Annotated in this window: 19 protein-coding genes, 1 tRNA gene, 1 other RNA gene and 1 pseudogene; 7 read left to right on the forward strand and 15 right to left on the reverse strand. The window is 73.6% G+C overall.

Annotated features, from left to right (window positions below; all coding sequences use genetic code 11):
- Window positions 1–49 precede the first annotated feature (49 nt).
- A pseudogene (locus MM438_RS06685) lies at window positions 50–3102 on the reverse strand (bifunctional [glutamine synthetase] adenylyltransferase/[glutamine synthetase]-adenylyl-L-tyrosine phosphorylase).
- A 25-nt stretch (window positions 3103–3127) separates the two neighbouring features.
- Window positions 3128–4477, reverse strand: coding sequence for a type I glutamate--ammonia ligase (gene glnA, locus MM438_RS06690; protein WP_241451734.1), 1350 nt, complete (start codon window positions 4475–4477; stop codon window positions 3128–3130).
- Window positions 4478–4635: 158 nt separating this feature from the next.
- Here glnA and MM438_RS06695 point away from each other — a divergent pair, with 158 nt between their 5' ends.
- Complete coding sequence (locus MM438_RS06695) at window positions 4636–5046, forward strand: SRPBCC family protein (protein ID WP_241451735.1); 411 nt, start codon at window positions 4636–4638, stop codon at window positions 5044–5046.
- A gap of 146 nt (window positions 5047–5192) precedes the next feature.
- On the opposite strand, the gene MM438_RS06700 is transcribed toward MM438_RS06695, so the two are convergent.
- Window positions 5193–5399 (reverse strand): methionine aminopeptidase, encoded by a 207-nt coding sequence (locus MM438_RS06700; protein WP_241451736.1) that lies wholly within the window; start codon window positions 5397–5399, stop codon window positions 5193–5195.
- Window positions 5400–5484: 85 nt separating this feature from the next.
- Between MM438_RS06700 and map the strand changes: the two genes are divergently transcribed.
- Entirely contained in the window at window positions 5485–6363 is an 879-nt protein-coding gene (gene map / locus MM438_RS06705; RefSeq protein ID WP_241451737.1) for a type I methionyl aminopeptidase, read from the forward strand.
- A 68-nt stretch (window positions 6364–6431) separates the two neighbouring features.
- On the forward strand, window positions 6432–7202 hold the full coding sequence (ppgK, locus tag MM438_RS06710) for a polyphosphate--glucose phosphotransferase (RefSeq protein WP_241451738.1): 771 nt from the start codon (window positions 6432–6434) through the stop codon (window positions 7200–7202).
- Between the two features lie 21 nt (window positions 7203–7223).
- Here the strand turns inward: ppgK and MM438_RS06715 are convergent, their stop codons facing one another.
- The 5 genes from MM438_RS06715 to MM438_RS06735 all read right to left on the reverse strand — a co-directional run bounded on the left by MM438_RS06715 (window position 7224) and on the right by MM438_RS06735 (window position 12771).
- Window positions 7224–7871: an MBL fold metallo-hydrolase gene (locus MM438_RS06715; RefSeq protein ID WP_241451739.1), complete on the reverse strand. Its 648-nt coding sequence runs from the start codon at window positions 7869–7871 to the stop codon at window positions 7224–7226.
- A gap of 9 nt (window positions 7872–7880) precedes the next feature.
- Window positions 7881–9329 carry a GGDEF domain-containing protein gene (locus MM438_RS06720; protein ID WP_241451740.1) on the reverse strand — a complete coding sequence of 483 codons (1449 nt, stop codon included), beginning with the start codon at window positions 9327–9329 and terminating at the stop codon, window positions 7881–7883.
- Window positions 9326–10840: a GGDEF domain-containing protein gene (locus MM438_RS16270; protein ID WP_277627935.1), complete on the reverse strand. Its 1515-nt coding sequence runs from the start codon at window positions 10838–10840 to the stop codon at window positions 9326–9328. Before MM438_RS16270 ends, MM438_RS06720 begins: the two co-directional genes overlap by 4 nt.
- A gap of 63 nt (window positions 10841–10903) precedes the next feature.
- Window positions 10904–11272: RNase P RNA component class A (rnpB, locus tag MM438_RS06730), an RNA gene on the reverse strand.
- 44 nt (window positions 11273–11316) lie between these two features.
- Entirely contained in the window at window positions 11317–12771 is a 1455-nt protein-coding gene (locus MM438_RS06735; protein WP_241451741.1) for an RNB domain-containing ribonuclease, read from the reverse strand.
- A 32-nt stretch (window positions 12772–12803) separates the two neighbouring features.
- Here MM438_RS06735 and MM438_RS06740 point away from each other — a divergent pair, with 32 nt between their 5' ends.
- The gene (locus tag MM438_RS06740; protein WP_241451742.1) at window positions 12804–13568 is read left to right on the forward strand and encodes a YaaA family protein; all 765 of its coding nucleotides are present in this window, start codon (window positions 12804–12806) and stop codon (window positions 13566–13568) included.
- A gap of 41 nt (window positions 13569–13609) precedes the next feature.
- Here the strand turns inward: MM438_RS06740 and MM438_RS06745 are convergent, their stop codons facing one another.
- The 7 genes from MM438_RS06745 to MM438_RS06775 form a co-directional block, all read right to left on the reverse strand.
- Window positions 13610–13837 (reverse strand): histidine phosphatase family protein, encoded by a 228-nt coding sequence (locus tag MM438_RS06745; protein ID WP_338155517.1) that lies wholly within the window; start codon window positions 13835–13837, stop codon window positions 13610–13612.
- Window positions 13747–14817, reverse strand: coding sequence for a histidine phosphatase family protein (locus MM438_RS06750; RefSeq protein ID WP_241451743.1), 1071 nt, complete (start codon window positions 14815–14817; stop codon window positions 13747–13749). Before MM438_RS06750 ends, MM438_RS06745 begins: the two co-directional genes overlap by 91 nt.
- A gap of 5 nt (window positions 14818–14822) precedes the next feature.
- Window positions 14823–15563, reverse strand: a complete 741-nt coding sequence (locus MM438_RS06755; RefSeq protein WP_241451744.1) for a zinc ribbon domain-containing protein — start codon at window positions 15561–15563, stop codon at window positions 14823–14825.
- Window positions 15560–16399 carry a Nif3-like dinuclear metal center hexameric protein gene (locus MM438_RS06760; protein ID WP_241451745.1) on the reverse strand — a complete coding sequence of 280 codons (840 nt, stop codon included), beginning with the start codon at window positions 16397–16399 and terminating at the stop codon, window positions 15560–15562. The genes MM438_RS06755 and MM438_RS06760 overlap by 4 nt, the downstream gene beginning before the upstream one ends.
- A gap of 1 nt (window position 16400) precedes the next feature.
- A tRNA-Val gene (locus tag MM438_RS06765) sits at window positions 16401–16473 on the reverse strand.
- Window positions 16474–16537: 64 nt separating this feature from the next.
- Window positions 16538–17014, reverse strand: coding sequence for a peroxiredoxin (locus MM438_RS06770; RefSeq protein ID WP_241451746.1), 477 nt, complete (start codon window positions 17012–17014; stop codon window positions 16538–16540).
- Window positions 17015–17041: 27 nt separating this feature from the next.
- Entirely contained in the window at window positions 17042–17470 is a 429-nt protein-coding gene (locus MM438_RS06775; protein WP_241451747.1) for a DUF3052 domain-containing protein, read from the reverse strand.
- A gap of 174 nt (window positions 17471–17644) precedes the next feature.
- Here MM438_RS06775 and fdhD point away from each other — a divergent pair, with 174 nt between their 5' ends.
- From fdhD to MM438_RS06790, 3 genes are all read left to right on the forward strand, one after another.
- Window positions 17645–18496, forward strand: a complete 852-nt coding sequence (fdhD, locus tag MM438_RS06780) for a formate dehydrogenase accessory sulfurtransferase FdhD (RefSeq protein WP_241451748.1) — start codon at window positions 17645–17647, stop codon at window positions 18494–18496.
- Between the two features lie 160 nt (window positions 18497–18656).
- Window positions 18657–21410 carry a pyruvate dehydrogenase (acetyl-transferring), homodimeric type gene (aceE, locus tag MM438_RS06785; protein ID WP_241451749.1) on the forward strand — a complete coding sequence of 918 codons (2754 nt, stop codon included), beginning with the start codon at window positions 18657–18659 and terminating at the stop codon, window positions 21408–21410.
- 199 nt (window positions 21411–21609) lie between these two features.
- The gene (locus MM438_RS06790; RefSeq protein WP_241451750.1) at window positions 21610–22788 is read left to right on the forward strand and encodes a PucR family transcriptional regulator; all 1179 of its coding nucleotides are present in this window, start codon (window positions 21610–21612) and stop codon (window positions 22786–22788) included.
- The last annotated feature ends 131 nt before the right edge of the window (window positions 22789–22919 follow it).

Raw genomic sequence — 22919 nt, forward strand, 5'->3', positions numbered from 1 at the left:
GGACCGTGGGTGAACCCTCCGTGAAACCCCCAGACCTGGGCGATCGGGACTAACCGTCCGTGTCCGGGTGCCCGCCCTGGCCGTAGAAGCGGCGCTCCACCACGGCCCGCACCCGCCGGGCCACCCGCAGGTAGTCGTCCATGAGCTGCTGGCCCTCCCCCGGACCCCGGCCCACGAGCCGGGCCACCCCTTCGGCGTCCCGGTGCCCGGACGGGACCGACTCCATCGGCCGCCCCCGCCACAGCATCCCCGCGTTGCGCAGCCGCGTCGCCGAGGACCAGGCGTCGACCAGCAGACCCGCCTCGTCGGCCGCCAGCAGGCCGGCCTCACGGGCGGCTGCCACGGCCTCCGGGGTCCCGGTGACCCGCAGCCCCGGCTCGGCATACGCCTGCTGCAGCTGGAGGACCTGCACCGTCCACTCGACGTCGCTCAGCCCGCCCGTGCCCAGCTTGAGGTGGGTCCGCCGGTCCGCACCTCGCGGGAGCCTCTCGCTCTCCATCCGGGCCTTCAGCCGCCGTATGTCGCGCAGCTGCGCTGCGTCCAGACCCCCTCGGGATAGCGGTAGGGCTCGACCAGCTGCTCGAACCGCTCCCCGAGCGCCGCGTCCCCGGCCACCGGACGGGCCCGCAGCAGCGCCTGGCGCTCCCAGGTCTCGGCCCACCGCTCGTAGTAGCGGCGGTAGGAGTCGAGGGTGCGCACGAGCGGACCGTTGCGGCCCTCGGGTCGCAGGTCGGCGTCGATGCCGACGGCCGGCTCCGGGCCGCCCCAGGCGGTGAGCCGGCGCAGCTCCTGGACGACGGCGACCGCCCGGCGCTGCAGCTCGGCCTCGTCCGCACGGGCTCCGTCGTCCGCGCCGACACCGTCGTCCGCGGACCCGGCGGCCACCGGCTCGTGCACGAACATCACGTCGGCGTCGCTGCTGTAGCCCAGCTCGGCGCCCCCGAGCCGTCCCATCCCGACCACGAGCAGCCGAGTGCCCAGGGGCTCGCGCAGCTCCATCTCGACCTTGGCTGTCGCGGTCTCCAGGGCGACCTCGACGGTGGCCTCGGCGATCGTCGTCAGCGCCCGGCCGACCTCGGTGGGCGTGAGCAGGCCCGCGATGTCGGCCACCGCGACCCGGAAGAGCTCGTGGCGGCGTACCCCGCGAACGGCGAGCATGGCGTCCTCGGGGGTGTCCTTGCGGCCGGCGGCCGAGCGCAGGACGGTGAGCAGGGACTCCCGGCTGCGCGGCCGCAGCCCGACGTCGTCGCCGAGGACGGCCACGGCCGCGGGGGTGCGCTCCAGCAGCTCCGCGGCGAACCTGCTGGTCGCGAGCACCTGGGCGAGCCGCTCGGCGGCGGAGCCCTCGTCGCGGAGCATCTTGAGGTACCAGTGGGTCGTGCCCAGCTCGTCGCTGATCTTGCGGAAGGCCAGCAGGCCCGCGTCCGGGTCGGCCCCGTCGGCGAACCAGCCGAGCATCGCCGGCAGCAGGGTCCGCTGGATCGCGGCGCGGCGGGAGATGCCCTCGGTGAGCGCCTCCAGGTGGCGCAGGGCACCCTGCGGGTCGCGGAAGCCCAGTGCCGCGAGCCGCTCCCCCGCGGCCTGCGGCGACAGGTGCGCCTCGGCTGCGGAGAGCCGGGCGACCGCGGCGAGCAGCGGGCGGTAGAACAGCCGCTCGTGCAGCCGGCGGACCTCCAGCGCCCGGCGCCGCCACTGGCGCACGACCTCCGCCCCCGGGTCGCCCTCCAGCCCGAGCGCCCGCCCCAGCCGCCGCAGCTCGGCGTCGCCCGTCGGGACCAGGTGGGTGCGCCGCAGGCGGAAGAGCTGGATCCGGTGCTCCATCGCCCGCAGGAAGCGGTAGGCCTCGTCGAGCACCGCCGCGTCGTCGCGGGCCACGTAGCCGCCGTGGGCCAGGGCCTCCAGGGCCTCCAGCGTCGTCCCCGAGCGCAGGGACTCGTCCATCCGCCCGTGCACGAGCTGGAGCAGCTGGACCGAGAACTCGACGTCCCGCAGGCCGCCCGGCCCGAGCTTGAGCTGACGATCCGCCTCGCGCGCCGGCACGTGCTGCTCGACCCGCCGCCGCATGGCCTGCACGTCCTCGACGAAGTTCTCGCGCGTCGAGGCCTGCCAGACCAGGGGCCGCACGGCGTCGAGGTAGCGCTGGGCGAGCTCCGGGTCCCCGGCCACGTGCCGCGCCTTGAGCAGCGCCTGGAACTCCCAGGTCTTGGCCCAGCGCTGGTAGTAGCCGAGGTGCCCCGCCACCGTGCGCACGAGCGGGCCGTTCTTGCCCTCGGGGCGCAGCGCCGCGTCCACCGGCCACAAGGTCCCCTCCCCGGTCGAGGTGGCGCAGGCCCGCATCAGGGCGCTCGCCACCTGCGCCCCCACCTGCAGCGCCTCCTGCTCGTGCGCGCTGCCCGGCGCGATCGCCTCGTCCGCGGGCTCGCACACGAAGATCACGTCGACGTCGCTGACGTAGTTGAGCTCCCGCCCGCCGCACTTGCCCATCCCGATGACCGCCAGCCGCACCTGGTCGGCCCCCGCGACCTCGGCGACGGCGATCCGGTGGGCGGCCTCGAGGGCGGCGGCCGCGAGGTCGGCAAGCGCGCGGGCCGTCCCGGGCAGGACCTCGCGCGCGTCGGGACCGGTCAGGTCCAGCGCGGCGATCGACAGCAGCTCTCCGCGGTAGGCCACCCGCAGGGCGTCGTGCGCCTCGGCCGTGGGCAGCCCGTCGACGGCCGCCACCAGCGCGCGGACCAGGTCCAGCGACGAGCGGTGGCGGGCCTGGGCGGCGCGGCGCCAGTCGGTGGGGTGGGCGACCAGGTGGTCGGCGAGCGCGGAGGACGCACCCACCACGGCGAGCAGCCGGCTGGTCGCCATACGGTCCGCGCGCAGCGTCCGCACCAGCTCGTCCGCCTCGCCGCCCGCCACCTCGAGCAGCCGCACGAGCGACAGCAGGGCCAGGTCCGGGTCGGGAGTGGCGGCGAGCTCGGCCACCAGGTCCTCCCGGCGACCGGCCACGAGGGCCGCCAGGGAGGGGTCCGCCAGCAGCCGCTCGGCCCGGGCCGGGTCGGAGAAGCCCTGGCGGGCCAGGCTGTGGCCGGGGGTGGGACGGGAGCTGCTCACGGCATCGACCTCGTTCGTCGGCGCGTCACAGGCGCGGCAGCAGCCGCTCCAGCTCGTACGGCGTGACCTGTGCGCGGTAGGCCTCCCACTCCTCGCGCTTGTTGCGCAGGAAGTAGTCGAAGACGTGCTCGCCGAGGGCCTCGGCCACCAGGTCGGAGCGCTCCATGACCTCCAGCGCCCGGCCGAGGGACCGCGGCAGCGGGGCGATCCCGAGGGCCGCGCGCTCGGCGTCGGTGAGGGCCCAGACGTCGTCCTCGGCCTCCTCGGGCAGCTCGTAGCCCTCCTCGATCCCCTTGAGGCCGGCGGCGAGCAGCACCGAGTAGGTGAGGTAGGGATTGCACGCCGTGTCGATGGTGCGGATCTCGACGCGGGTGGCCTGGCCCTTGGTGGGCTTGTACATCGGGACGCGGACCATGGCCGAGCGGTTGGCGTGTCCCCAGCAGACGTAGGCCGGTGCCTCTCCCCCGCCCCAGAGGCGCTTGTAGGAGTTGACCCACTGGTTGGTGACCGCGGTGATCTCGGGGGCGTGGCGCATCAGCCCGGCGACGAACTGCCGCCCCAGCCGGGAGAGCTGGTAGCGCGCGCCGGCCTCGTAGAAGGCGTTGTTGTCGCCCTCGAAGAGCGACACGTGGGTGTGCATCCCGGATCCCGGGTGGTCCGCCAGCGGCTTGGGCATGAACGACGCGTAGACGCCGTGCTCCAGGGCGACCTCCTTGACCACCGTGCGGAAGGTCATGATGTTGTCGGCCATGCTCATCGCGTCGGCATACCGCAGGTCGATCTCGTTCTGGCCCGGGGCGCCCTCGTGGTGGCTGAACTCCACCGAGATCCCCATCGACTCGAGCATGGTGATCGCCGCGCGGCGGAAGTCGTGGGCCGTGCCCTGCGGGAGGTGGTCGAAGTAGCCGCCCTCGTCGACCGGCCGGGGCGGGTTGCTCACCCGCCGGGAGTCCGGCGCGGACTGCTCGAAGAGGAAGAACTCGATCTCCGGGTGGACGTAGAACGTGAACCCGAGGTCGGCGGCCTTGGTCAGCTGACGGTGCAGGACGTGCCGCGGGTCGGCCAGCGAGGGCACCCCGTCGGTCGACATCAGGTCGCAGAACATCCTCGCGGTGCCGGGAGACTCGCCGCGCCAGGGCAGCACCTGGAAGGTCGTGGGGTCCGGCTTGGCGAGCATGTCGGCCTCGTTGACCCGAGCCATGCCCTCGATCACCGAGCCGTCGAAGCCGATGCCCTCGGAGAAGGCCGCCTCCAGCTCGGCCGGCGAGATCGCCACGGACTTCAGCGTCCCCAGCACGTCGGTGAACCACAGCCGCACGAAACGGATGTCGCGCTCCTCGATCGAGCGCAGGACGAACTCCTCCTGGCGATTCATGCCACCAGCCTCCCTCACCGATGTTTCGCCCGCGTTACGCCGCGCCGATCCCGGCGATTCACCCTCGCGTCGCGCGTCCGACACCTGCGGAGTACGGTGTCTTCACGCCGGTTCCTACCGGGCCGGTCAACGAGGATCGGACAGGATCGAGGTCTGTCATGACTGAGCAGAGCAGCGAGACCACCGTCGCTGATCAGGTGAGCGTGTCCCGCGTCGTCCCCCACTCCGTCGAGAGCGTCTGGGGCGTCCTCATGAAGCCCCACGGTGCCGAGGCCCTCCTGGGCGAGGGCGGCGAGCTGGGCACCAAGGGCGAGCCCTGGCGCGCGGCGGACGGCACGCACGGCGTCGCCCGCAGCTTCCACCCGATGGAGCAGATCCGGTTCTCCTGGCACCCCGACGACTCCGCCGACTCCCCCGCCAGCGTGGTCGAGCTCGACCTCGCCAAGGAGGGTGAGGACAGCACCAGGCTCGACCTCACCCACAGCCAGCTTCCGGCGGGTGCCGACCACGACGCGCTCACCGCTCGCTGGGAGGCCGCCCTCGAGCGGATCGGCCAGGACGCCCCCTGACCGAGAGTCCTGACGGTCGGCCCACGGCCGCAGCCCACGAGGCCCGGTGCTCCACCTGGAGCACCGGGCCTCGTGCTGTCGCACGGTGGTCCGCCGACACGAGCGAGAGGATCTGGTGGCCGCACCGACTCAGTGGCCGAGGCGGCTCACAAGCCGAGCGCATTGGGGCGGTGGCCGTCCTCGTCCTCGCGACGCTCGTCCTCCTCGTCCCAGGCCTCCGTGCGCGCGTGCGCCGTGGCCAGCGCGGCCTGCGCCTCGGACTCGGTGGCGTAGGGGCCCATGACGTCCTCGTCGCGGGAGCGGTTCTCGTCGGTCTCGACCTGACGGGTCTTCACGTTGAACCAGTAGGCCATGGCTCCTCCTCGGGCTGCGGTGGTGGGGTGCTGCTGCTGTCGCGAGATGCAGGACCCCGGCGGCGGGGTCCCTAGACTGCACCCTATGCCGACCTCCCCCCGCCCTGCCGCACCTCTGACCGCCGGCACCGTCTCCCCCCGCCTCGCCGTCCCGGACACCATCGTCCGGCCGCACTACGTCGATCGCGGGGAGGACATCCGCGAGGACGGTGACGCACTGGTCAAGGACGCCGCCACCATCGAGCGGATGCGCGCCGCCGGGCGGCTGGCCGCGGAGGCGATGGCGGTGGGCGCCGCGCTGGTCGCCCCCGGCGTGACGACCGACGAGATCGACCGTGCCGTCCACGAGTTCGTGGTCGCCGCGGGGGCCTACCCGAGCCCACTGGGCTACAAGGGCTTCCCCAAGTCGCTGTGCACGTCGGTCAACGAGGTCATCTGCCACGGCATCCCCGACGACCGCCCGCTCCAGGACGGCGACATCGTCAACCTCGACGTCACGGTCTACCTCGACGGCGTGCACGGCGACACCGACGCCACCTACCTCGTCGGCGACGTCGACGAGGAGTCGCGGCTGCTGGTCGAGCGCACCCACGAGGCGATGATGCGCGGCATCAAGGCAGCCCGCCCGGGCCGGGAGGTCAACGTCATCGGCCGCGTGATCGAGTCTTACGCCAAGCGATTCGGGTACGGCGTCGTCCGCGACTACACCGGCCACGGGATCGGCACCGAGTTCCACTCCGGCCTGATCGTCCCCCACTACGACGCTGCGCCTCGCTACGACACCGTCATCGAGCCGGGCATGACCTTCACCGTCGAGCCGATGCTCACCCTCGGCGGCGACGACGACTGGGAGCTGTGGGACGACGGCTGGACCGTGGTCACCGCCGACGGCAGCCGGTCGGCGCAGTTCGAGCACACCGTCGTGATCACCGAGACGGGCGCAGAGATCCTCACCCAGGTGTGACGGGGTGCGACGGCGGTAGCGGGGCGTGGGCGCACCTGACCGCTCGTCACCGGCATACCCTGTCCTGCATGACTGCGAAGAAGAGCCACCCGCTGGGCATCGACGTCGGCGGCAGCGGCATCAAGGGCGCACCCGTGGACCTGACCACCGGTGACTTCGCCGCCGAGCGGGTGCGGATCCCCACCCCGGAGAAGTCCACCCCCGAAGCCGTCGCCGACGTGATTGCCTCGATCATCGCGTCGTTCGACGAGGTCGGGCCGGACACCCCGGTGGGCATCACGGTGCCCGGCGTGGTCACCCACGGCGTGGTCCGGTCCGCCGCCAACATCGACAAGGCCTGGCTGGACTGCGACGCCGAGGCTCTGTTCGCCGAGCGGCTCGGGCGTCCGGTGCACGTGGTCAACGACGCGGACGCCGCCGGCCTGGCCGAGGTGAGGTACGGCGCGGCCAAGGGCAAGGACGGCTTCGTCATCCTCACCACCCTGGGCACCGGCATCGGCGTGGCGCTGGTCCACGACGGGCGGCTGATCCCCAACGCCGAGCTCGGTCACCTGGAGATCGACGGCCACGACGCCGAGACCCGGGCCTCCCGCGGCGTCGCCGAGGCCAAGGACCTGTCCTGGCAGGAGTGGGCCGAGCGGCTCCAGCGGTACTACCGCCACCTGGAGGACCTGCTCTGGCCGGACCTGTTCGTCGTCGGCGGCGGGGTGTCCAAGAAGGCCGACAAGTTCCTGCCGCTGCTCGACATCCGCACCCCCATCGTCCCCGCCGCGCTGCGCAACAGCGCCGGGATCGTCGGCGCCGCCGTGCTCGCCTCCGAGGCGGCGCCCCGCCGCTGACCAGGCCGGCCCGTCGGCGGGTCAGGACAGCTCGTGGGGGCCCTGGCCGGCGAGGTCGACCACCTCGGTCTGCTCGAGGGAGAAGTCCCGGGCGTGGCCGAGGTAGATCTCGCGGCCCGGCCGCGCGAGCAGCCCGTCGTGGATCGGCACCGCCACCCTCGGGGCGATCCGGCGCAGGAAGCCGAGGGTCTCCTTGCTCGCGCACGAGGGCGCGTTGAGCGGGAAGGCCAGCACGTCCACCTCCCCGGGGTCGGCGTCGTAGGCGTCTCCGGGGTGGAACAGCGTGGGCTCTCCCGCGGCGCGCAGGACCGCTCCGGTGTTGCGGATCCGCGGGAGGAACTCGTTGATCACCGCGTGCTGCTCCCCCACCCCGCGCAGGGTGACGTCGCCGATGCGCACCTCGGTGCCGGCGACGAAGGGCTCGGCCCCGTCGAGCTGGACCAGGTCGCGGGCCTGGGCCTCCACCCAGAAGGCCGCGTCCGGGTTCGTCGCCCGCAGGGCCGGCAGCCGGTCGGGGTCGACATGGTCCGGGTGCTGGTGGGTGATCACGACGGCGTCCAGGTCCCGCAGCTCCTCCCATCCCGGGGCGAGGGTGCCGGGGTCGAGCAGGATCCGGCTGTCGGCCATCTCCACGAGCAGACAGGCGTGGCCCAGGTGAGTCAGTCGCATGCGCCCAGCCTAGGACGCGCGGGCACCCCACCGGTCGGTGGCGAGCACCACGGGCTCGGTGCGGGCGAACCTCACCTGGTCGCGCCCGCCGTCCTTCGCGGCATACAACGCCGTGTCGGCCCGCTGCAGGAGGCTGACGAGGGTCTCCACCCCGTCCCACACGGCCGCGCCGGCGGAGAAGGTCTGACCCGTCGTCGAGGCCCCCCGCAGGCCCTCGAGCAGCAGCCGGACGTTCTCGGGGTGCCGGCCCTTGGCGAGCAGCAGGAACTCCTCGCCGCCGTGCCGGCTGAGGAAGACGTCCGGTGGCAGGCTCCGCCGCCAGGTCGAGGCCATCGCCTCCAGGAGGCGGTCGCCCGCGGGGTGGCCGTGCCGGTCGTTGTAGTCCTTGAAGTGGTCGAGGTCGAGCAGGGCCGCGACCAGGGGCGATCCCTGCACGATGGCCTCGTCGAGCATCCGCCCCATCTCCGCCTCGCCGGTGCGCCGGTTGGGCAACGAGGTCAGGTGGTCGGTGCGGGCCAGGGACTGCAGCTGGACCCGCTGCAGCTCCACGACCGACTTCATCCGCTCGATGCGGACGATGACGAGCACGAAGGCCACCATCGAGGCCACCAGCAACGGGCCGGCCGTCCCCAGAGCGGCGTGAGGGTGCTCCCGGACGAGCATCGCCGGGGGCAGCACCGCCGCGATGCTCAGGGACAGCAGGTGCACCCGCTCCAGGTCCGTGGGGTTGGTGGTCGGGTTGTTGTTGATGCGGGCCATGCTCGGGTGCAGGGCGGCGGCACCGACCAGGAGGTATGCCGCGAGGAAGAGCACGCCCGCCACGCTCACCGGGGCGCTGGCCGGGTCGTGCATCCTGACCAGGAGGCCGCCGATGTCGCCGGCCCCCATCATCCCCAGCCCGGCGACCAGCAGGGTCGACGCGACCGAGCCCCCGGCCACCGCGACCAACCGGGTGGCGGCGACCAGGGCCAGCAGGTCGAACAGCGGCGACGACAGCGAGGCAACGGGCACGCCCGTCGGCGCCCCGATGCCGAGGGCGAAGGACCAGATCACCGAGAAGGCCCCGATCGCGAAGATCATCAGGTCGACCGCCAGCTGGGCGGTGCGGTCGTTGGTGAGCCGCCGACTCGACCCGATCAGACCACCGATGAGGACGACATAGCCGAGGGCGACGATCAGGTCGTGGACCGTGGTGGGACCGGTCACGGGCCGTTCCAGGCTGGACAGCCGCGGGATGGTCGCGCCCCAGATGATCCCGCACACCGCCAGGCAGATCCAGACCGCCGACTTGGCCGGCCGGTGCAGGCGCATGCCCACCAGCACCGACCCCGGCATCAGCAGACCGCCCAGCCCGAGCAGGACCGTGCGGAGCTCGGGGGGCAACCACAGGTAGGCCACCAGCAGCACCGCGCCCACCCGCATCGCCCACCGGAAGACGGCGTCGCGCTCTCCCGTCATGACGGCTCCCATCCCGCGGCGGGCGTCGAGGCCGCCCGGTCCGCCTCGTCGGACTCCCACAGATAGGTGCGCGCGCGCCCGTTCGCCTTGGCGGCGTACAGCGCCTCGTCGGCGCGGCTGACGACGTCGCCCGGGGACTCGCCCTTGCGCCAGGTCGCGATCCCCGCCGAGAAGCTCTGGCCGCGCGGAGTCACGGCCCGCAGCCGGTCGACGAGGTCGATGGTCGCCGAGGTGGGCATGGTCGGGGCGATGAGGATGAACTCCTCGCCCCCGTACCGTGCGAGGGTCTCGCCGGTGCCCAGCAGCTCGGTCCAGCGGTGGGCGCAGCCCAGCAGCAGCTCGTCGCCCGCGTGGTGGCCGTAGGTGTCGTTGAACGCCTTGAACCGGTCGAGGTCCAGGATCGCCACGCACAGCGGCTCGCCCGTGCGGGTCGCCCGCTGCACCGCACGGGCCAGCTCGGCGTCGCCGGTGCGCCGGTTGGGCAGACCGGTCAGGTGGTCGCTGCGCGCCATGACCTCCAGGTCGTCGGACTGCTCGTCGGCGCGGCGCATCGTCGCGGCCGCCCGGGCCACCAGCAGGGCGAACATCGCCAGCATGGCGATGGACAGCGCCAGGGCCTGCTGCGGCTCCACCGTGCCCGCCGAGGCGACCAGGTCGCCCGCGTAGCACCCCGCCGGCACCAGCCCGAGCAGGTAGATCCCCGTGGAGCGCGCCGGGCGGGTCACCGGCCGGTCGAACGACACGCGCGCCAGCGGGCGACCCCGGGGCAGCATCAGGGTGACCGCCGCGCAGCCGTAGGCGAGGAACCACGACACGTGCGCGAGCAACGGCTCCTGACGCTGGTGCACGAGGTTGCCGAAGGTCAGCGCGTCCGCCAGCAGGAGCAGCAGCGGCACCGCCACCAGGCCGACGCCCACCCAGGTCCGGGGCCGCTGGTTGACCGCGTGCAGCACGGCGAGGGCCACCAGCACCAGGTCGGTCGCGGGGAACGCGGCGCACACGACCGCCGAGCCCGGAGCCAGGGCGAAGACCGGTGACGTGCGGGCGGGGACGAGCATGGCGACCCACACCAGGGTCCCGATCGCCACGACCACCACGCCGGCGTCGATGAGGTGGTCCACGGACAGGCGCGAGCGGGACCGCCAGCCGACCCGGGTCAGGCCGACCAGGCCCAGCGCGTACGCGCCGAGCATCAGCGCGTCACCGGGATCGGCGAGCTGGGGCTGCGAGGCGTAGTAGCCGTCGACGGACAGGTCGCTGACCAGGTCACCGATCGTGTAGACCACCCAGCACACCAGGGTGAGACCCAGCAGCCCGCCCCGGCGGGACCGCTCGCGCCGCCAGGCGAGCACGCACGTCGTGATCAGCCCGGCGTAGGCCGCGGCATACAGCCAGAAGCGCAGCGTGTGCCGGCGGTCGACGAGCCAGCCGGTGCCCTCGGTGGCGAGGAGGACCAGGACGAGCAGGAGATAGGCGCCGCCCACCGCCGCGCAGGCCACCCACCGTCGCATGTGCTGTTCCTCTTCACGGCCGGCGCCCCGCCCCGGGCACAGGCTCGGGGCGGGACGAGATGGTGGATGAGCCGGTCTGTACGCCGGGTTCTGTCCACCTCCTCACGGAGGATGGGCGATCATCCATCTCGGGTGGCCGTTGCCGGACACCTCTAGCGCTCTACCCGTGCACTCGGGCGGGCAACCCTCGGGCGTGCACTGTCTGAGCTTGCTTCGGGTGGGGTTTACCTAGCCGGCGCAGTCACCTGCACCGCTGGTGGTCTCTTGCACCACCGTTTCACCCTTACCTCTGCGGCCGGGGCCGAGGAGGCGGTCTGTTCTCTGTGGCACTGTCCCGCGGGTCACCCCGGGTGGCCGTTAGCCACCACCCTGCCCTGTGAAGCCCGGACGTTCCTCGGCACCTGACGGTGACGCGATCGCCCGACCGACTCATCCGCCGGTCAGTCTAGCGACCCGCCGGCGCGACCCGGGACCGATCAGGGGGTGGGCCGGCCCACGGCGCCTGACGGGACCGCCTCGAAGGTCACCCGCCGCCGCTCCACCGAGGCCTCCACCAGCCGGACCTGCACGGTCTCGCCGAGCGGCGCCTCGCCTCGGCAAGGTGCGAGGACCGGCTGGTCGACCAGCTGGACCAGGGCCGGACCCTGGGGACCGGCCTCCACGACGGAGGCGGTGAAGCTCTGCCCGACGTGGGGCGCCAGGACCGCGGCCTCGACGGCATCGGTGCACGCCCGCTCCACGGCCTTGGCGCGCCGGTCCGAGGACCTCATGAGCTCCGGCAGCTCGGGGAGCGCGGCCCGGGCCCAGCCGGGGACCTCCCGCCCCTGGACCAGCGCCTCGCACACCACCAGGCCGAAGCGATCGACCAGGCGCCGCAGCGGGGCGGTGACGTGGGCGTAGTCGGCGGCCAGCGCCGAGTGCTGCGTCCGCTCCGGGCGCACCCCGTCGAAGGGGGTGTAGGACGCACCCCGGAACAGGCTGGTCGCGGCGTGGATCACGGCCAGGTGGCGGGGGTCACGCCGGTCGAGGCGCCGCAGCAGCTCGCCGTACGGCTCCTCCTCGGCCCACGGGACGCCCAGGGCCGCGCACTGGCGGCGCAGGCGCGCGACGTCCCGGGGGTCGGCCGGGGGCATCGTGCGCAGGATCCCGACACCGCCCTCGAGCATCACCGCGGCGGCCGCCATGCCGGTCATCAGGGAGATCTGGGCGTTCCAGTCCTCCACCGGCGCCAGGGGCCGCAGCTCCAGGGTGTAGCCGTGCTCGGGGTCGCCGTGGACCTCCTGCTCCGGCATGGGCAGGCTCGCACCGCCGCGGGCGCGCTCCTGGGCCTGACGGGCGAGGCCGACCTCACGCAGCAGCAGGATCGGCTCGGCGGCCGCGCCCGTGTCCAGGTCCCGCTGGACGCCCTCGTAGTCGAGCCGGGCGGTGGACCGGACCATCGCCCGGTCCAGGGACTCCAGACGCACCTGCCCGTCCGCGCTCAGGCGCAGGTCCCACACGAAGGCGGGCCGCGCGACCCCGGGCAGCAGGCTCGCGGCGTCCTCGCTCAGGCGGGCGGGGTGCAGCGGGGTCCGGTGGTCGGGCGCATAGATCGTCTGGCCGCGGCGCCGCGCCTCGGCGTCGATCGCGCCGCCCGGGTCGACCCACAGCGGCACGTCGGCGATGGCATAGCGCACCCGGACGCCCGCGCCGTCGCGCTCCAGGTGCATCGCCTGGTCGAGGTCCATCGAGCCCACCGGGTCGATGGTGAAGAACGGCACGTCGGTCAGGTCAGCGGTGACCGACCGCCCCTGCCCCGCGACCTGCTCGGCCTCGGCCAGCGCCTGCGAGGAGAAGTCCTCCGGCACCTCCAGCTCGGCTCGGATCGCGTCGAACGCGCGGACCAGCTCCTCGGACGGCGAGGTGCTCAGGGTGATGCGGGTCGCAGCCATGGGCGTCACTCTAGGGGTCCTAGGCTGCCCCGGTGCTGATCCTGCTGCCGCCCTCGGAGACCAAGGCCACCCGACGACGCGGTCGACCCGCCCGGCCCGAGGCGCTGAGCTGGCCCGAGCTCACGGGCGCCCGACGCGAGGTGGCGGACGAGCTGGCCCGGGTCAGCGCGTCCCCCGACGCGCCCGCCCGCCTCGACGTGTCCCCCGGGCTGCTCGACGAGATCGCCCGCAACCTGGTGCTGGACACCGCGCCCGCGCTGCCCGTGGCCGAGCTCTACACGGGCGTGCTCTACGACGCGCTGGACCTCCCCTCGCTGTCCCCGGCCGGCCTGCGGCGGGCGCGCCGGTGGGTCGTGGTCCAGTCGGCGTTGCGCGGGGCGCTGCGGCTCGGCGACCGGGTCGCGCCCTACCGCCTGTCGATGGGCGTCAGTCTCGGGGAGCTCGGACCCCTGGCCGCGTGGTGGCGGCCGCGCCTGGCCCCGGTGCTGGGCAGGGCCGTCGGCACCGGCCTGGTCGTGGACTGCCGCTCCGCGGTGTATGCCGCCGCGTGGTCCCCGGCCGGGGAGCAGGCCCGCGGCTGGGTGCAGGTGCGGGTGCCGGGGGCCTCGCACCAGGCCAAGCACACCCGGGGGCTGGTGGCCCGGGCGATCTGCGAGCTGGGCACGACGCCGCGGACGGTGCCGGCCCTGGCGCGGGCGCTGGCAGGCGACGGCGCGGCCGGGACCTTCCGGACGGCGGCCACCGAGCCGGCGCGTCCGGGCCGCCCGTGGGTGCTGGACGTCACCGCCCGGCACTGAGGCCGGTCACGGGCGCCGCCACGCCGCCCAGCGCCTGGTCGTCACAGATGGTCCGTGCGGTTGACGAAGCTGACCTGGGCGTTGCCGTCCCGCCAGACCTCGATCCCGGTCAGGGAGCCCGGCGCGAGCGCGAGCCGCCGCAGCCGGTCGTGCGGGATCCCCAGGACCTCGGCCAGGATCACCAGGAAGGGCGTGCGGTGGGCGACCAGCACGGTCGTCCCCCCGGCCGCGACCAGGTCGGCCCACCCGGCCAGCACCCGCTCGCGCACCTGGTCGTGGCTCTCTCCCCGGGCCGGGCGTAGGCCGGGTCGGTGCGCAGCGCCGCGAGCTCGTCCGGCCAGCGGGCGGCCAGCTGGCCCAGCGACTTGCCGTCCCAGTCGCCGAAGCCCTGCTCGTCGAAGCGGTCGTCCTGGACCACCTGGACGCCCAGCCGCTCGGCGACCACCGCCCCGGTCCGCCGGGCGCGACAGAGCCCGCTCGTCACGACCCGGGCGTCCCGCCCGACGAGGGCGCGCACGGCGCGGGCGCAGTCGGCGGCCTGGTCCTCGCCCTGCGGGCTCAGTCCCGGGTCCTCCCCGCCGCGGCCGTCGAGCTTGGCCCGTTCGGTCCACGGGGTGACCCCGTGGCGCACCAGCAGCACCCGGGTGGGCGGGGTGAGGTCGGGCTCGTCCTGGGTAGCCGGGGCCGCGATGGTGTCGGCCGCCGGCTCGCTGTGCGGCCCGCCCACCCCTGCGCCCGCCGCGGCAGCCCCTCCCCCGGTGCCGGACCCGGCAGGGGCGTCGGGCGCCGGGTCGTCCTGCGCCGGTTCGTCATACCGCCGGTCGACGGCGTGTCCGTCCATGCCGTCGTTGGACAGCTTGTCCGCCGCCTTGTTCTCCACCCGCGGGATCCAGGTGAAGGTCACCGACCCGCCCGCCGCCGACCGGGCCGCGCACAGCTCGCGGGCCTGCAGGGCCAGTCGCCGCATGTCCTCGTGCTTGACCTTCCAGCGGCCGGACATCTGCTCGACCACGAGCTTGGAGTCCATCCGCACCTCGACGTCGGCGCCGGGGTCGAGGAGGGCGGCGGACTCCAGGCCGGCGATCAGCCCGGAGTACTCCGCGACGTTGTTGCTCGCCTTGCCCAGCGGCGCGGCGCGCTCCGCGAGGACCCGGCCGGTGGCGGCGTCGCGCACCAGCGCGCCGTAGCCCGCCACCCCGGGGTTGCCCCGCGAGCCGCCGTCGGCCTCGACGACCAGTCGTCCGGCCATGACCCTCAGAGCCCGGACTCGGCGGTGCGCACCAGGATGCGACGGCAGTCCTCGCAGCGGACGACGTCGTCGGCGGCCGCGGACCGGATCCGGCTGAGCTCCACCTGCCCGAGCTCCATGTGGCAGCCCTCGCAGCGACGCTGGCGCAGCGCGGCGGCACCGGCCCCGCCGACGGTCTCGCGGATCTTGACGTAGAGCGCCAGCAGCTCCTCGCCGACGCCTCCGGCCACGTCGTCCCGGCGGCGGGAGACCTGCTCGCGCTCGCTCTCCAGCGACCGCACCAGGGCGTCGCGGGCCTCGGTCGCCGCGGTCACGGCCGCGTCCAGCTCGCGGGCTCGTCCCTCGAGACCGTCCAGGGTGACCTGCAGCTGCTCGGCGCGCTCCATGACCTCCAGCTCGACGTCCTCGAGGGTGGCCTGGCGCCGCTGCAGGGACTCGATCTCGTGCTGCAGCGCCTGCAGGTCCTTGGGCGTGCCCTGGCCCGAGTCGAGCCGGGACTGGTTGCGCGCCATCCGGTCCCGCACCATCTGGACCTCGTCCTCGGAGCGCGTGATCTCGCGCTGGACGTCGCTGACCGCGGTGCGGGCCAGCACCAGGTCGGTCTGGATCTCCGCCCGGCGGGCGGTCGCGGCGTCCAGGTCGCGCTGCTCGTCGCTCGACCGCAGCCGGTGCGCGATCTGGTCCAGGCGGGTGTCGATCTCGGCGAGGTCGAGCAGGCGCCACTGGCGAGAGGGGTCGGCCTTCACGGGCGGTCTCCTTGGGTCGGGACCAGGAAGGTCCAGGGATCGGTGACGAGGGTGGACAGCTCCACCTCCAGGGCGGGGTGGGTGGCCAGCAGGCGGTCCCGCAGCACGGGCAGCCACAGCTGCTCGGTGGCGAAGTGGCCGGCGTCCACGAGGTATGGCGTGCCGGCGCGGGCCTCCTCCCGGGCCTCGAGGGCCGGGTGGTGACGCAGGTCCGCGGTGACGTAGACGTCGGCGCCGTCGGCGCGCACCGCGTCGAAGGCGCTGTCCCCGGCGCCGCCGAGCACGGCCACCCGCCGCACCCGGGCCTCGCGGGGACCGCTCACCCGGATCCCGACCGGCGCCGGGGGCAGCACCTCCGCCAGGCGTCGTGCGAGGTCCTCCAGCGTGACCTCCTGCGGCAGCTCGCCGACCCGGCCGAGGGGTTGTCCCTCCTCGTGGACCAGCGGCTCGACCTGCCGCAGGTCGAGGGCGTCGGCGAGGGCCTGGGAGACCCCCGCGTCGGCGACGTCCGCGGGAGTGTGCGAGCAGTACAGCGCCACGTCGCCCACGACCAGGCGGGTGACGGCGGCGCCCTTGGCGGTGGTCGTCGCGACCGAGTGGACGCCGCGCAGCAGCAGCGGGTGGTGGGTGACGAGCAGGTCGTATCCGCCCTCGACGGCCTCGTCGATCACGGCGAGGGTGGGGTCGACCGCGAGCAGGACCCGGCGCACCGGCTGGTCGGGGTCGCCGGTCACCAGGCCGACGCGGTCCCACGACTGCGCGGACTCCTCGGGATAGAGGTCGCGCAGCGTGGCGAGCACATCGGCCAGGCGCAGCTCGGCGGGTGTGGTCTCCATGTGGGCCCGGCCGGGATCGAACCGACGACCGCTGCGGTGTAAACGCAGAGCTCTACCAGCTGAGCTACAGGCCCGACGCGCCGCGCACCCGGATCGGGCCGCGCGGCGCGGTGGTTCATTGTGCCAGGACCGGCGGGGTCAGCCGCGCAGCGCCGCGAGGGCCTCGTGGTAGCCCGCGAACTCGCGGCGCTCGCCGGGCTCGTTGACCAGGGCCCAGGCGATGGTGCCGTCCTTGTCCACGAGGAAGGTGCCGCGCTTGGCCAGCCCGCCGCCCTCGAGGAAGACGCCGTAGTCCTGCGCCACCTTGCCGTGGGGCCAGAAGTCCGACAGCAGCGGGAACTCGTAACCCTGGTCCTGCGCCCACGCCCGCAGGGTGAACATGGGGTCGCAGGAGATGGCGAGCACCTGGACGTCGTCATCCTGGAAGCGCCCGAGGTCGTCGCGGATCTCGCACAGCTCTCCGGTGCAGATCCCGGAGAAGGCGAAGGGATAGAAGACCAGGAGGACGTTCTTGGTCCCGCGGAAGGACGACAGGGTGACGTCCTCGCCGAACTGGTTCTTGAGGGTCAGGTCAGGGGCCTGGGTGCCCACGGCGGGGCTCTGGGTCTGGCTCATGCGGCCCAGTGTCCCAGGCGGGGCGGGTCAGCGCTTCTTGGCACCCTGCGGCACCAGGCGGGTGCCGGCCCAGTCCTTGGAGGCGGTCAGCTGGCCCGAGACGTGCAGCCCGGCGGTCGTGGCCGCCTCGGCGATCTCGGCGGCGTCCACCGTGCCCGGCCGTCCGGCCCGCGGGGTCATCAGCATGACGAAGCCGGCGTCGTCGAGGTCGGTGAGCGCGTCCACCACTGCGTCGGTGAGGTCGTCGTCGCCGTCGCGGAACCACAGCAGCGCGACGTCGACGACGTCACCGTGGTCGCCGTCGACCAGATCCCCCCCGACCTGTTCCATGAGCCGGCTGCGCAGGTCGAGGTCGACGTCGTCGTCGTAGCCGAGCTCTTGCACCACCGTGCCCTGCGCGAGGCCGAGCTTGGTGAAGTGGGCTGCCTGGGCGGCCGCTTCCGCGGTCGAGGTCACTGTCGTCCTGTTCCTTCCGTTCGTCCCGTCGTCGCCGACGGGGGTCCACCTCGTGGTGGTGGGCCTAGTCCACCCAACAAGAGGGCATCTGGCAAGCGCACGACCACGGAGCGTGCCGCGAGTCCCGCTCGACCAGCCCCCTGCGGCCCCGCGCCGGCCCCTAGGCTGACCGGCATGGGCAGGGTGACGACGCGGGTGCCGGCGACCAGGTATGTCGTGGACGACGGCGCCGCGAGCGCCCGTCCGCGGCCCGACACGCTCGCCGTCGAGGAGCCGCTGGAGGTGCGGGTCGCGGGCGAGGTGGTGGCGGTGACCATGCGCACGCCGGGCGACGACTTCGACCTCGCCCTCGGCTTCCTGCTCACCGAGGGGGTCGTGGCCTGCGCGGACGACGTCCTCGGGATGATGCACTGCCTGGACGAGGGCGAGGACGGCTCTCCGACGTACAACGTGGTGGACGTGACGCTGCGCCCCGGAGCCGGGTCGGCGCAGGCCCTGGCGAGCGCGACCCGCTCGACGTACACCACGTCCTCGTGCGGGGTCTGCGGCAAGGCGGGCATCGACGCCATCCGCACCCGGCTCCCCCACGACGTGGCAGCCGACCCGGTCCGGGTCGACCCCGCCGTGCTCGTGACGCTGCCGGACCGGCTGCGCGAGCACCAGGCGGCCTTCGAGCGGACGGGCGGGGTGCACGCGGCCGGGATCTTCACGCCGGACGGCCGCCCGCTGCTGGTCCGCGAGGACGTCGGGCGGCACAACGCCGTGGACAAGGTGATCGGGGCCGCGGCGCGCGCGGGCCTGCTCCCCCTGTCCGGGCACGTGCTGCAGGTGAGCGGGCGCGCGAGCTTCGAGCTGACCCAGAAGGCCGCGATGGCGGGGCTGCCGGTCCTGTCCGCCGTCTCCGCTCCCTCGTCGCTCGCCGTCGGCCTGGCCCGGGACGTGGGGCTGACGCTGGTGGCCTTCGTCCGGGCGCCGCGGCTGACGGCCTACAGCCGGGAGGACCGGCTCGGGACGGCCGCGTCCTGACCGCCTTTTGCCGGATAAACACAGCCGGACCTAGGCTCGGCGGCGGGGCACGGTCGTGTCCCGGGTGTGACCTGCACCCCCTTTGGGTGGAGACTGGTCACCAGCCGTCCCGGCCGTGCTCGCGCCCGCCGGGAGGTCCACCAACGAAAGGACGTGTGGCGTGGTTGCACGCGACGGAGTCGGTCCGATCATCAACGGACTGCCCAACCAGCTCCCCGACATCGACCCCGACGAGACGCAGGAGTGGCTCGAGTCCCTCGACGGGATGATCGACGAGGGGGGCCGACAGCGGGCCCGCTACGTCATGCACAAGCTCCTTGAGCGCGCCCGGGAGCGTCAGGTCGGGGTGCCCTCGCTGACCTCGACCGACTACGTCAACACGATCCCGCCCGAGCGCGAGCCGTGGTACCCGGGCGACGAGCGGATCGAGCGCGGCTACCGCCGCCTGCTGCGCTGGAACGCCGCGATGATGGTGCACCGCGCCCAGCGCCCCGGCATCGGCGTCGGCGGCCACATCTCCACCTACGCCTCCGCGGCGACGCTCTACGAGGTCGGCCTCAACCACTTCTGGCGCGGCAAGGACCACCCCGGCGGCGGCGACCACATCTTCTTCCAGGGGCACGCCTCCCCCGGCATGTACGCCCGCGCCTACCTCGAGGGTCGGCTCGACGAGCAGGACCTGGACGGCTTCCGCCAGGAGAAGTCGCACCTGGTCGACGGCACCGTGCGTGCACTGCCGTCATACCCCCACCCCCGGCAGATGCCGGACTTCTGGGAGTTCCCGACGGTCTCCATGGGCCTGGGCCCGATCAACGCGATCTACCAGGCGCAGTTCGACAAGTACCTCCACCACCGCGGCATCAAGGACACCTCGCAGCAGCACGTGTGGGCCTTCCTCGGCGACGGCGAGATGGACGAGGTCGAGTCCCGCGGCGCGCTGCAGTGGGCGGCCAACGAGGAGCTCGACAACCTCACCTTCGTCGTCAACTGCAACCTGCAGCGCCTCGACGGCCCGGTCCGCGGCAACGGCAAGATCATGCAGGAGCTGGAGAGCTTCTTCCGCGGCGCCGGCTGGAACGTCATCAAGGTCGTGTGGGGCCGCGGCTGGGACCCGCTGCTCGCGGCCGACCGCGACGGCGCGCTCGTCAACCTGATGAACACCACGAGCGACGGCGACTTCCAGACCTTCAAGGCCAACGACGGGGCCTACGTGCGCAAGCACTTCTTCGGCCGCGACCCGCGCACCGCCAAGATGGTCGAGGGCTGGTCCGACGAGGACGTCTGGCGCCTCACCCGCGGCGGTCACGACTACCAGAAGGTCTACGCGGCGTACAAGAGCGCGCTGGACACCCACGGCGTCCCGACGGTCATCCTGGCGCACACCATCAAGGGCTACTTCCTCGGCCAGCACTTCGCCGGGCGCAACGCGACCCACCAGATGAAGAAGTTCGCCCTGGACGACCTCAAGGACCTGCGCGACCGCCTGGAGATCCCGGTCACCGACGAGACCCTCGAGGCCGACCCCTACCAGCCGCCGTACTACCACCCCGGGCCGGAGGACGAGCGCATCCGCTACATGATGGAGCGGCGCAAGGAGCTCGGCGGTGGCATCCCCTCGCGCCGCACCACGGGCAAGGCCCTCAAGCTGCCCGACGACAAGGCCTACGCCACGGTCAAGAAGGGCTCCGGCAAGCAGCAGATCGCCACGACCATGGCGTGGGTGCGGCTGCTCAAGGACCTGATGCGCGACAAGGAGTTCGGCCCCCGCGTGGTGCCGATCATCCCCGACGAGGCGCGCACCTTCGGCATGGACTCGTTCTTCCCGACGATCAAGATCTACAACCCGCACGGGCAGAACTACACCCCGGTCGACCACGAGCTGATGCTGGCCTACCGCGAGGCCAAGAACGGCCAGATCCTGCACCTGGGCATCAACGAGGCCGGGTCCGTGGCCGCGTTCACCGCGGCCGGCACGTCGTACTCCACGCACGACGAGCCCATGGTGCCGATGTACATCTTCTACTCGATGTTCGGCCTGCAGCGGACCGGCGACGCGATCTGGGCGGCCGCCGACCAGCTGACCCGCGGCTTCCTGCTCGGGGCCACGGCCGGGCGCACCACCCTGACCGGCGAGGGCACCCAGCACATGGACGGCCACAGCCACCTGCTGGCGTCCACCAACACCGCGCTGGTGGCCTACGACCCGGCCTTCTCCTACGAGATCGCCCACATCATGAAGTCCGGCCTCGAGCGGATGTACGGCGAGAACGCCGAGGACGTCATCTTCTACATCACGCTCTACAACGAGCCGATCGTCATGCCGGCCGAGCCGGAGGACGTGGACGCCGAGGGCATCGTCAAGGGCATGTACCTCTACAAGCCCGCCGAGGACCAGTCCGCCGACAAGCGGGCGCAGCTGCTCGCCTCCGGCGTCGGGGTGCCGTGGGCCCTGGAGGCCCAGGAGCTCCTCGCCACGGACTGGGGCGTGGCCGCCGACGTCTGGTCGGTCACCTCCTGGGGCGAGCTGCGCCGCGACGGGCTGGCCTGCGACGAGCGGGCCTTCCTCCACCCCGACGAGGAGGCCCCCGAAGCCTACGTCACCACCTGCCTCAAGGACCGCCCCGGTCCGGTCGTCGCCACGTCCGACTACATGCGGGCCGTGCAGGACCAGATCCGCGAGTGGGTGCCCGGCGACTACTACACGCTGGGCGCGGACGGCTTCGGCTTCTCCGACACCCGGCAGGCGGCGCGCCGCTTCTACCACATCGACGGCCCGTCGATGGTGGTGCGCACCCTGGAGGCGCTCGCCAAGCAGGGCGTCGTGGACCGCTCGGTCGTCGGCGAGGCCATCGCGAAGTACCGCCTGCACGACGTGACGGCGGGCGCCAGCGGCAACGCGGGCGGCGAGAGCTGACCCGACCGCAGTCGATCCCGCGCCCCGGCACCCCACGTGGGTGCCGGGGCGCGGCTGCGTGTGGCGGGTGGGCGGCGGCGACCGCACCGGGCACCGCCTGAGCTCCGCGTGGTATGGCGACGACGAGGTGCGCCGAGGCTCCGCGGGATACCGACCGGCGAGCCCGCCCTTGTGGCCTGCCCACAACTACGATGAGGCGATGACCGCGCTTCGGCATACCCCCTCGGCGCAGACCCGGCACCGGGTGGAGGCCGCCGCCGGGGCCCTGGCCACGGCAGCGATCTCCCGCATCGAGTCCCAGCACGGGTGGTATCGCGCCCTGTCCGCCGACGAGCGCAGCTGGGTCGGTCTGGTGGCGCAGGCCGGCATCGGCAGCTTCCTGGCGTGGTTGCGCGACCCTGGGTCGGCGCCCGTGGTGACGGTGGACGTCTTCGGCAACGCCCCGCGCGAGCTCACCCGGTCCGTGTCCCTCGGGCAGACCTTGGACCTGGTCCGCAGCGTCGTCGACGTGGTCGAGGAGCAGGTCGACGAGCTGGCCGCCCCGGGGGACGACGGCGCGCTGCGGGAGGTGGCGCTGCGGTTCAGCCGCGAGGTGGCCTTCGCCGCCGCCCAGGTGTATGCCGCCGCCGCCGAGGAGCGCGGCGCCTGGGACGCGCGGCTGGAGTCGCTGGTCGTGGACGCGGTGGTGCGCGGCGAGGCCGACAACTCGCTCCGGTCCCGGGCGACGGCGCTCGGGTGGGGCTCGCTGGAGCACGTCACCGTGGTCGTCGGCCGGACGCCGCACCAGGACACCGCCCGGGCGGTGGATGCCTTGCGCCGCGCCGCTTCTCGGCTCGGGGTGTCGGCGCTCAGCGCGATCCAGGGGCGTCAGCTCGTCGTCGTGCTGGGCGGCACGCGGGACGCGGTCGGCACCACCCGTCAGCTGCTGGACCACTTCGGCGAGGGCGCCGTGGTCATCGGGCCCACCGTGCCGCACCTGTTCGCCGCGGGCCGCTCGGCCCGCGCGGCGCTGTCCGGGCTGGTGGCGGCCCCCGCCCGGCCCGACGCCCCGCGCCCCGTGGAGGCCCACGACCTGCTGCCCGAGCGGTCCCTCGCCGGGGACCCTCAGGCCCGCCGGACCCTCGTCGAGCAGGTGCACCGGCCCCTCGTGGACGCCGGTGGCGACCTGCTGCTCACGGCGGAGACCTATCTGGCGCTCGTGAGCCTGGAGGGGACGGCGCGGGCGTTGTTCGTCCACCCCAACACCGTGCGCTATCGCCTGGGCCGGGTCGCCCAGGTCACCGGGCTGGACCTGACCGTCCCGCGCGAGGCGCACACGGCGCGGCTCGGCCTGGCGCTCGGACGGCTCGCGAGCCTCCCCTCCCAGACCTGGCGCTGACCGCTGCGCGAGCGCCACCGGGCAGGCCACCGGGCAGGCCACCGCCGGAGGCCGAGGGGCAGGCGACCGAGCAGCGTCGCCAGACCGGCGCGTGTTGGAGGAATCCTCCAAGGAACTGCCGGGTACTTCGG

Source organism: Arsenicicoccus dermatophilus (assembly GCF_022568795.1).
Lineage (GTDB): Bacteria > Actinomycetota > Actinomycetes > Actinomycetales > Dermatophilaceae > Arsenicicoccus > Arsenicicoccus dermatophilus.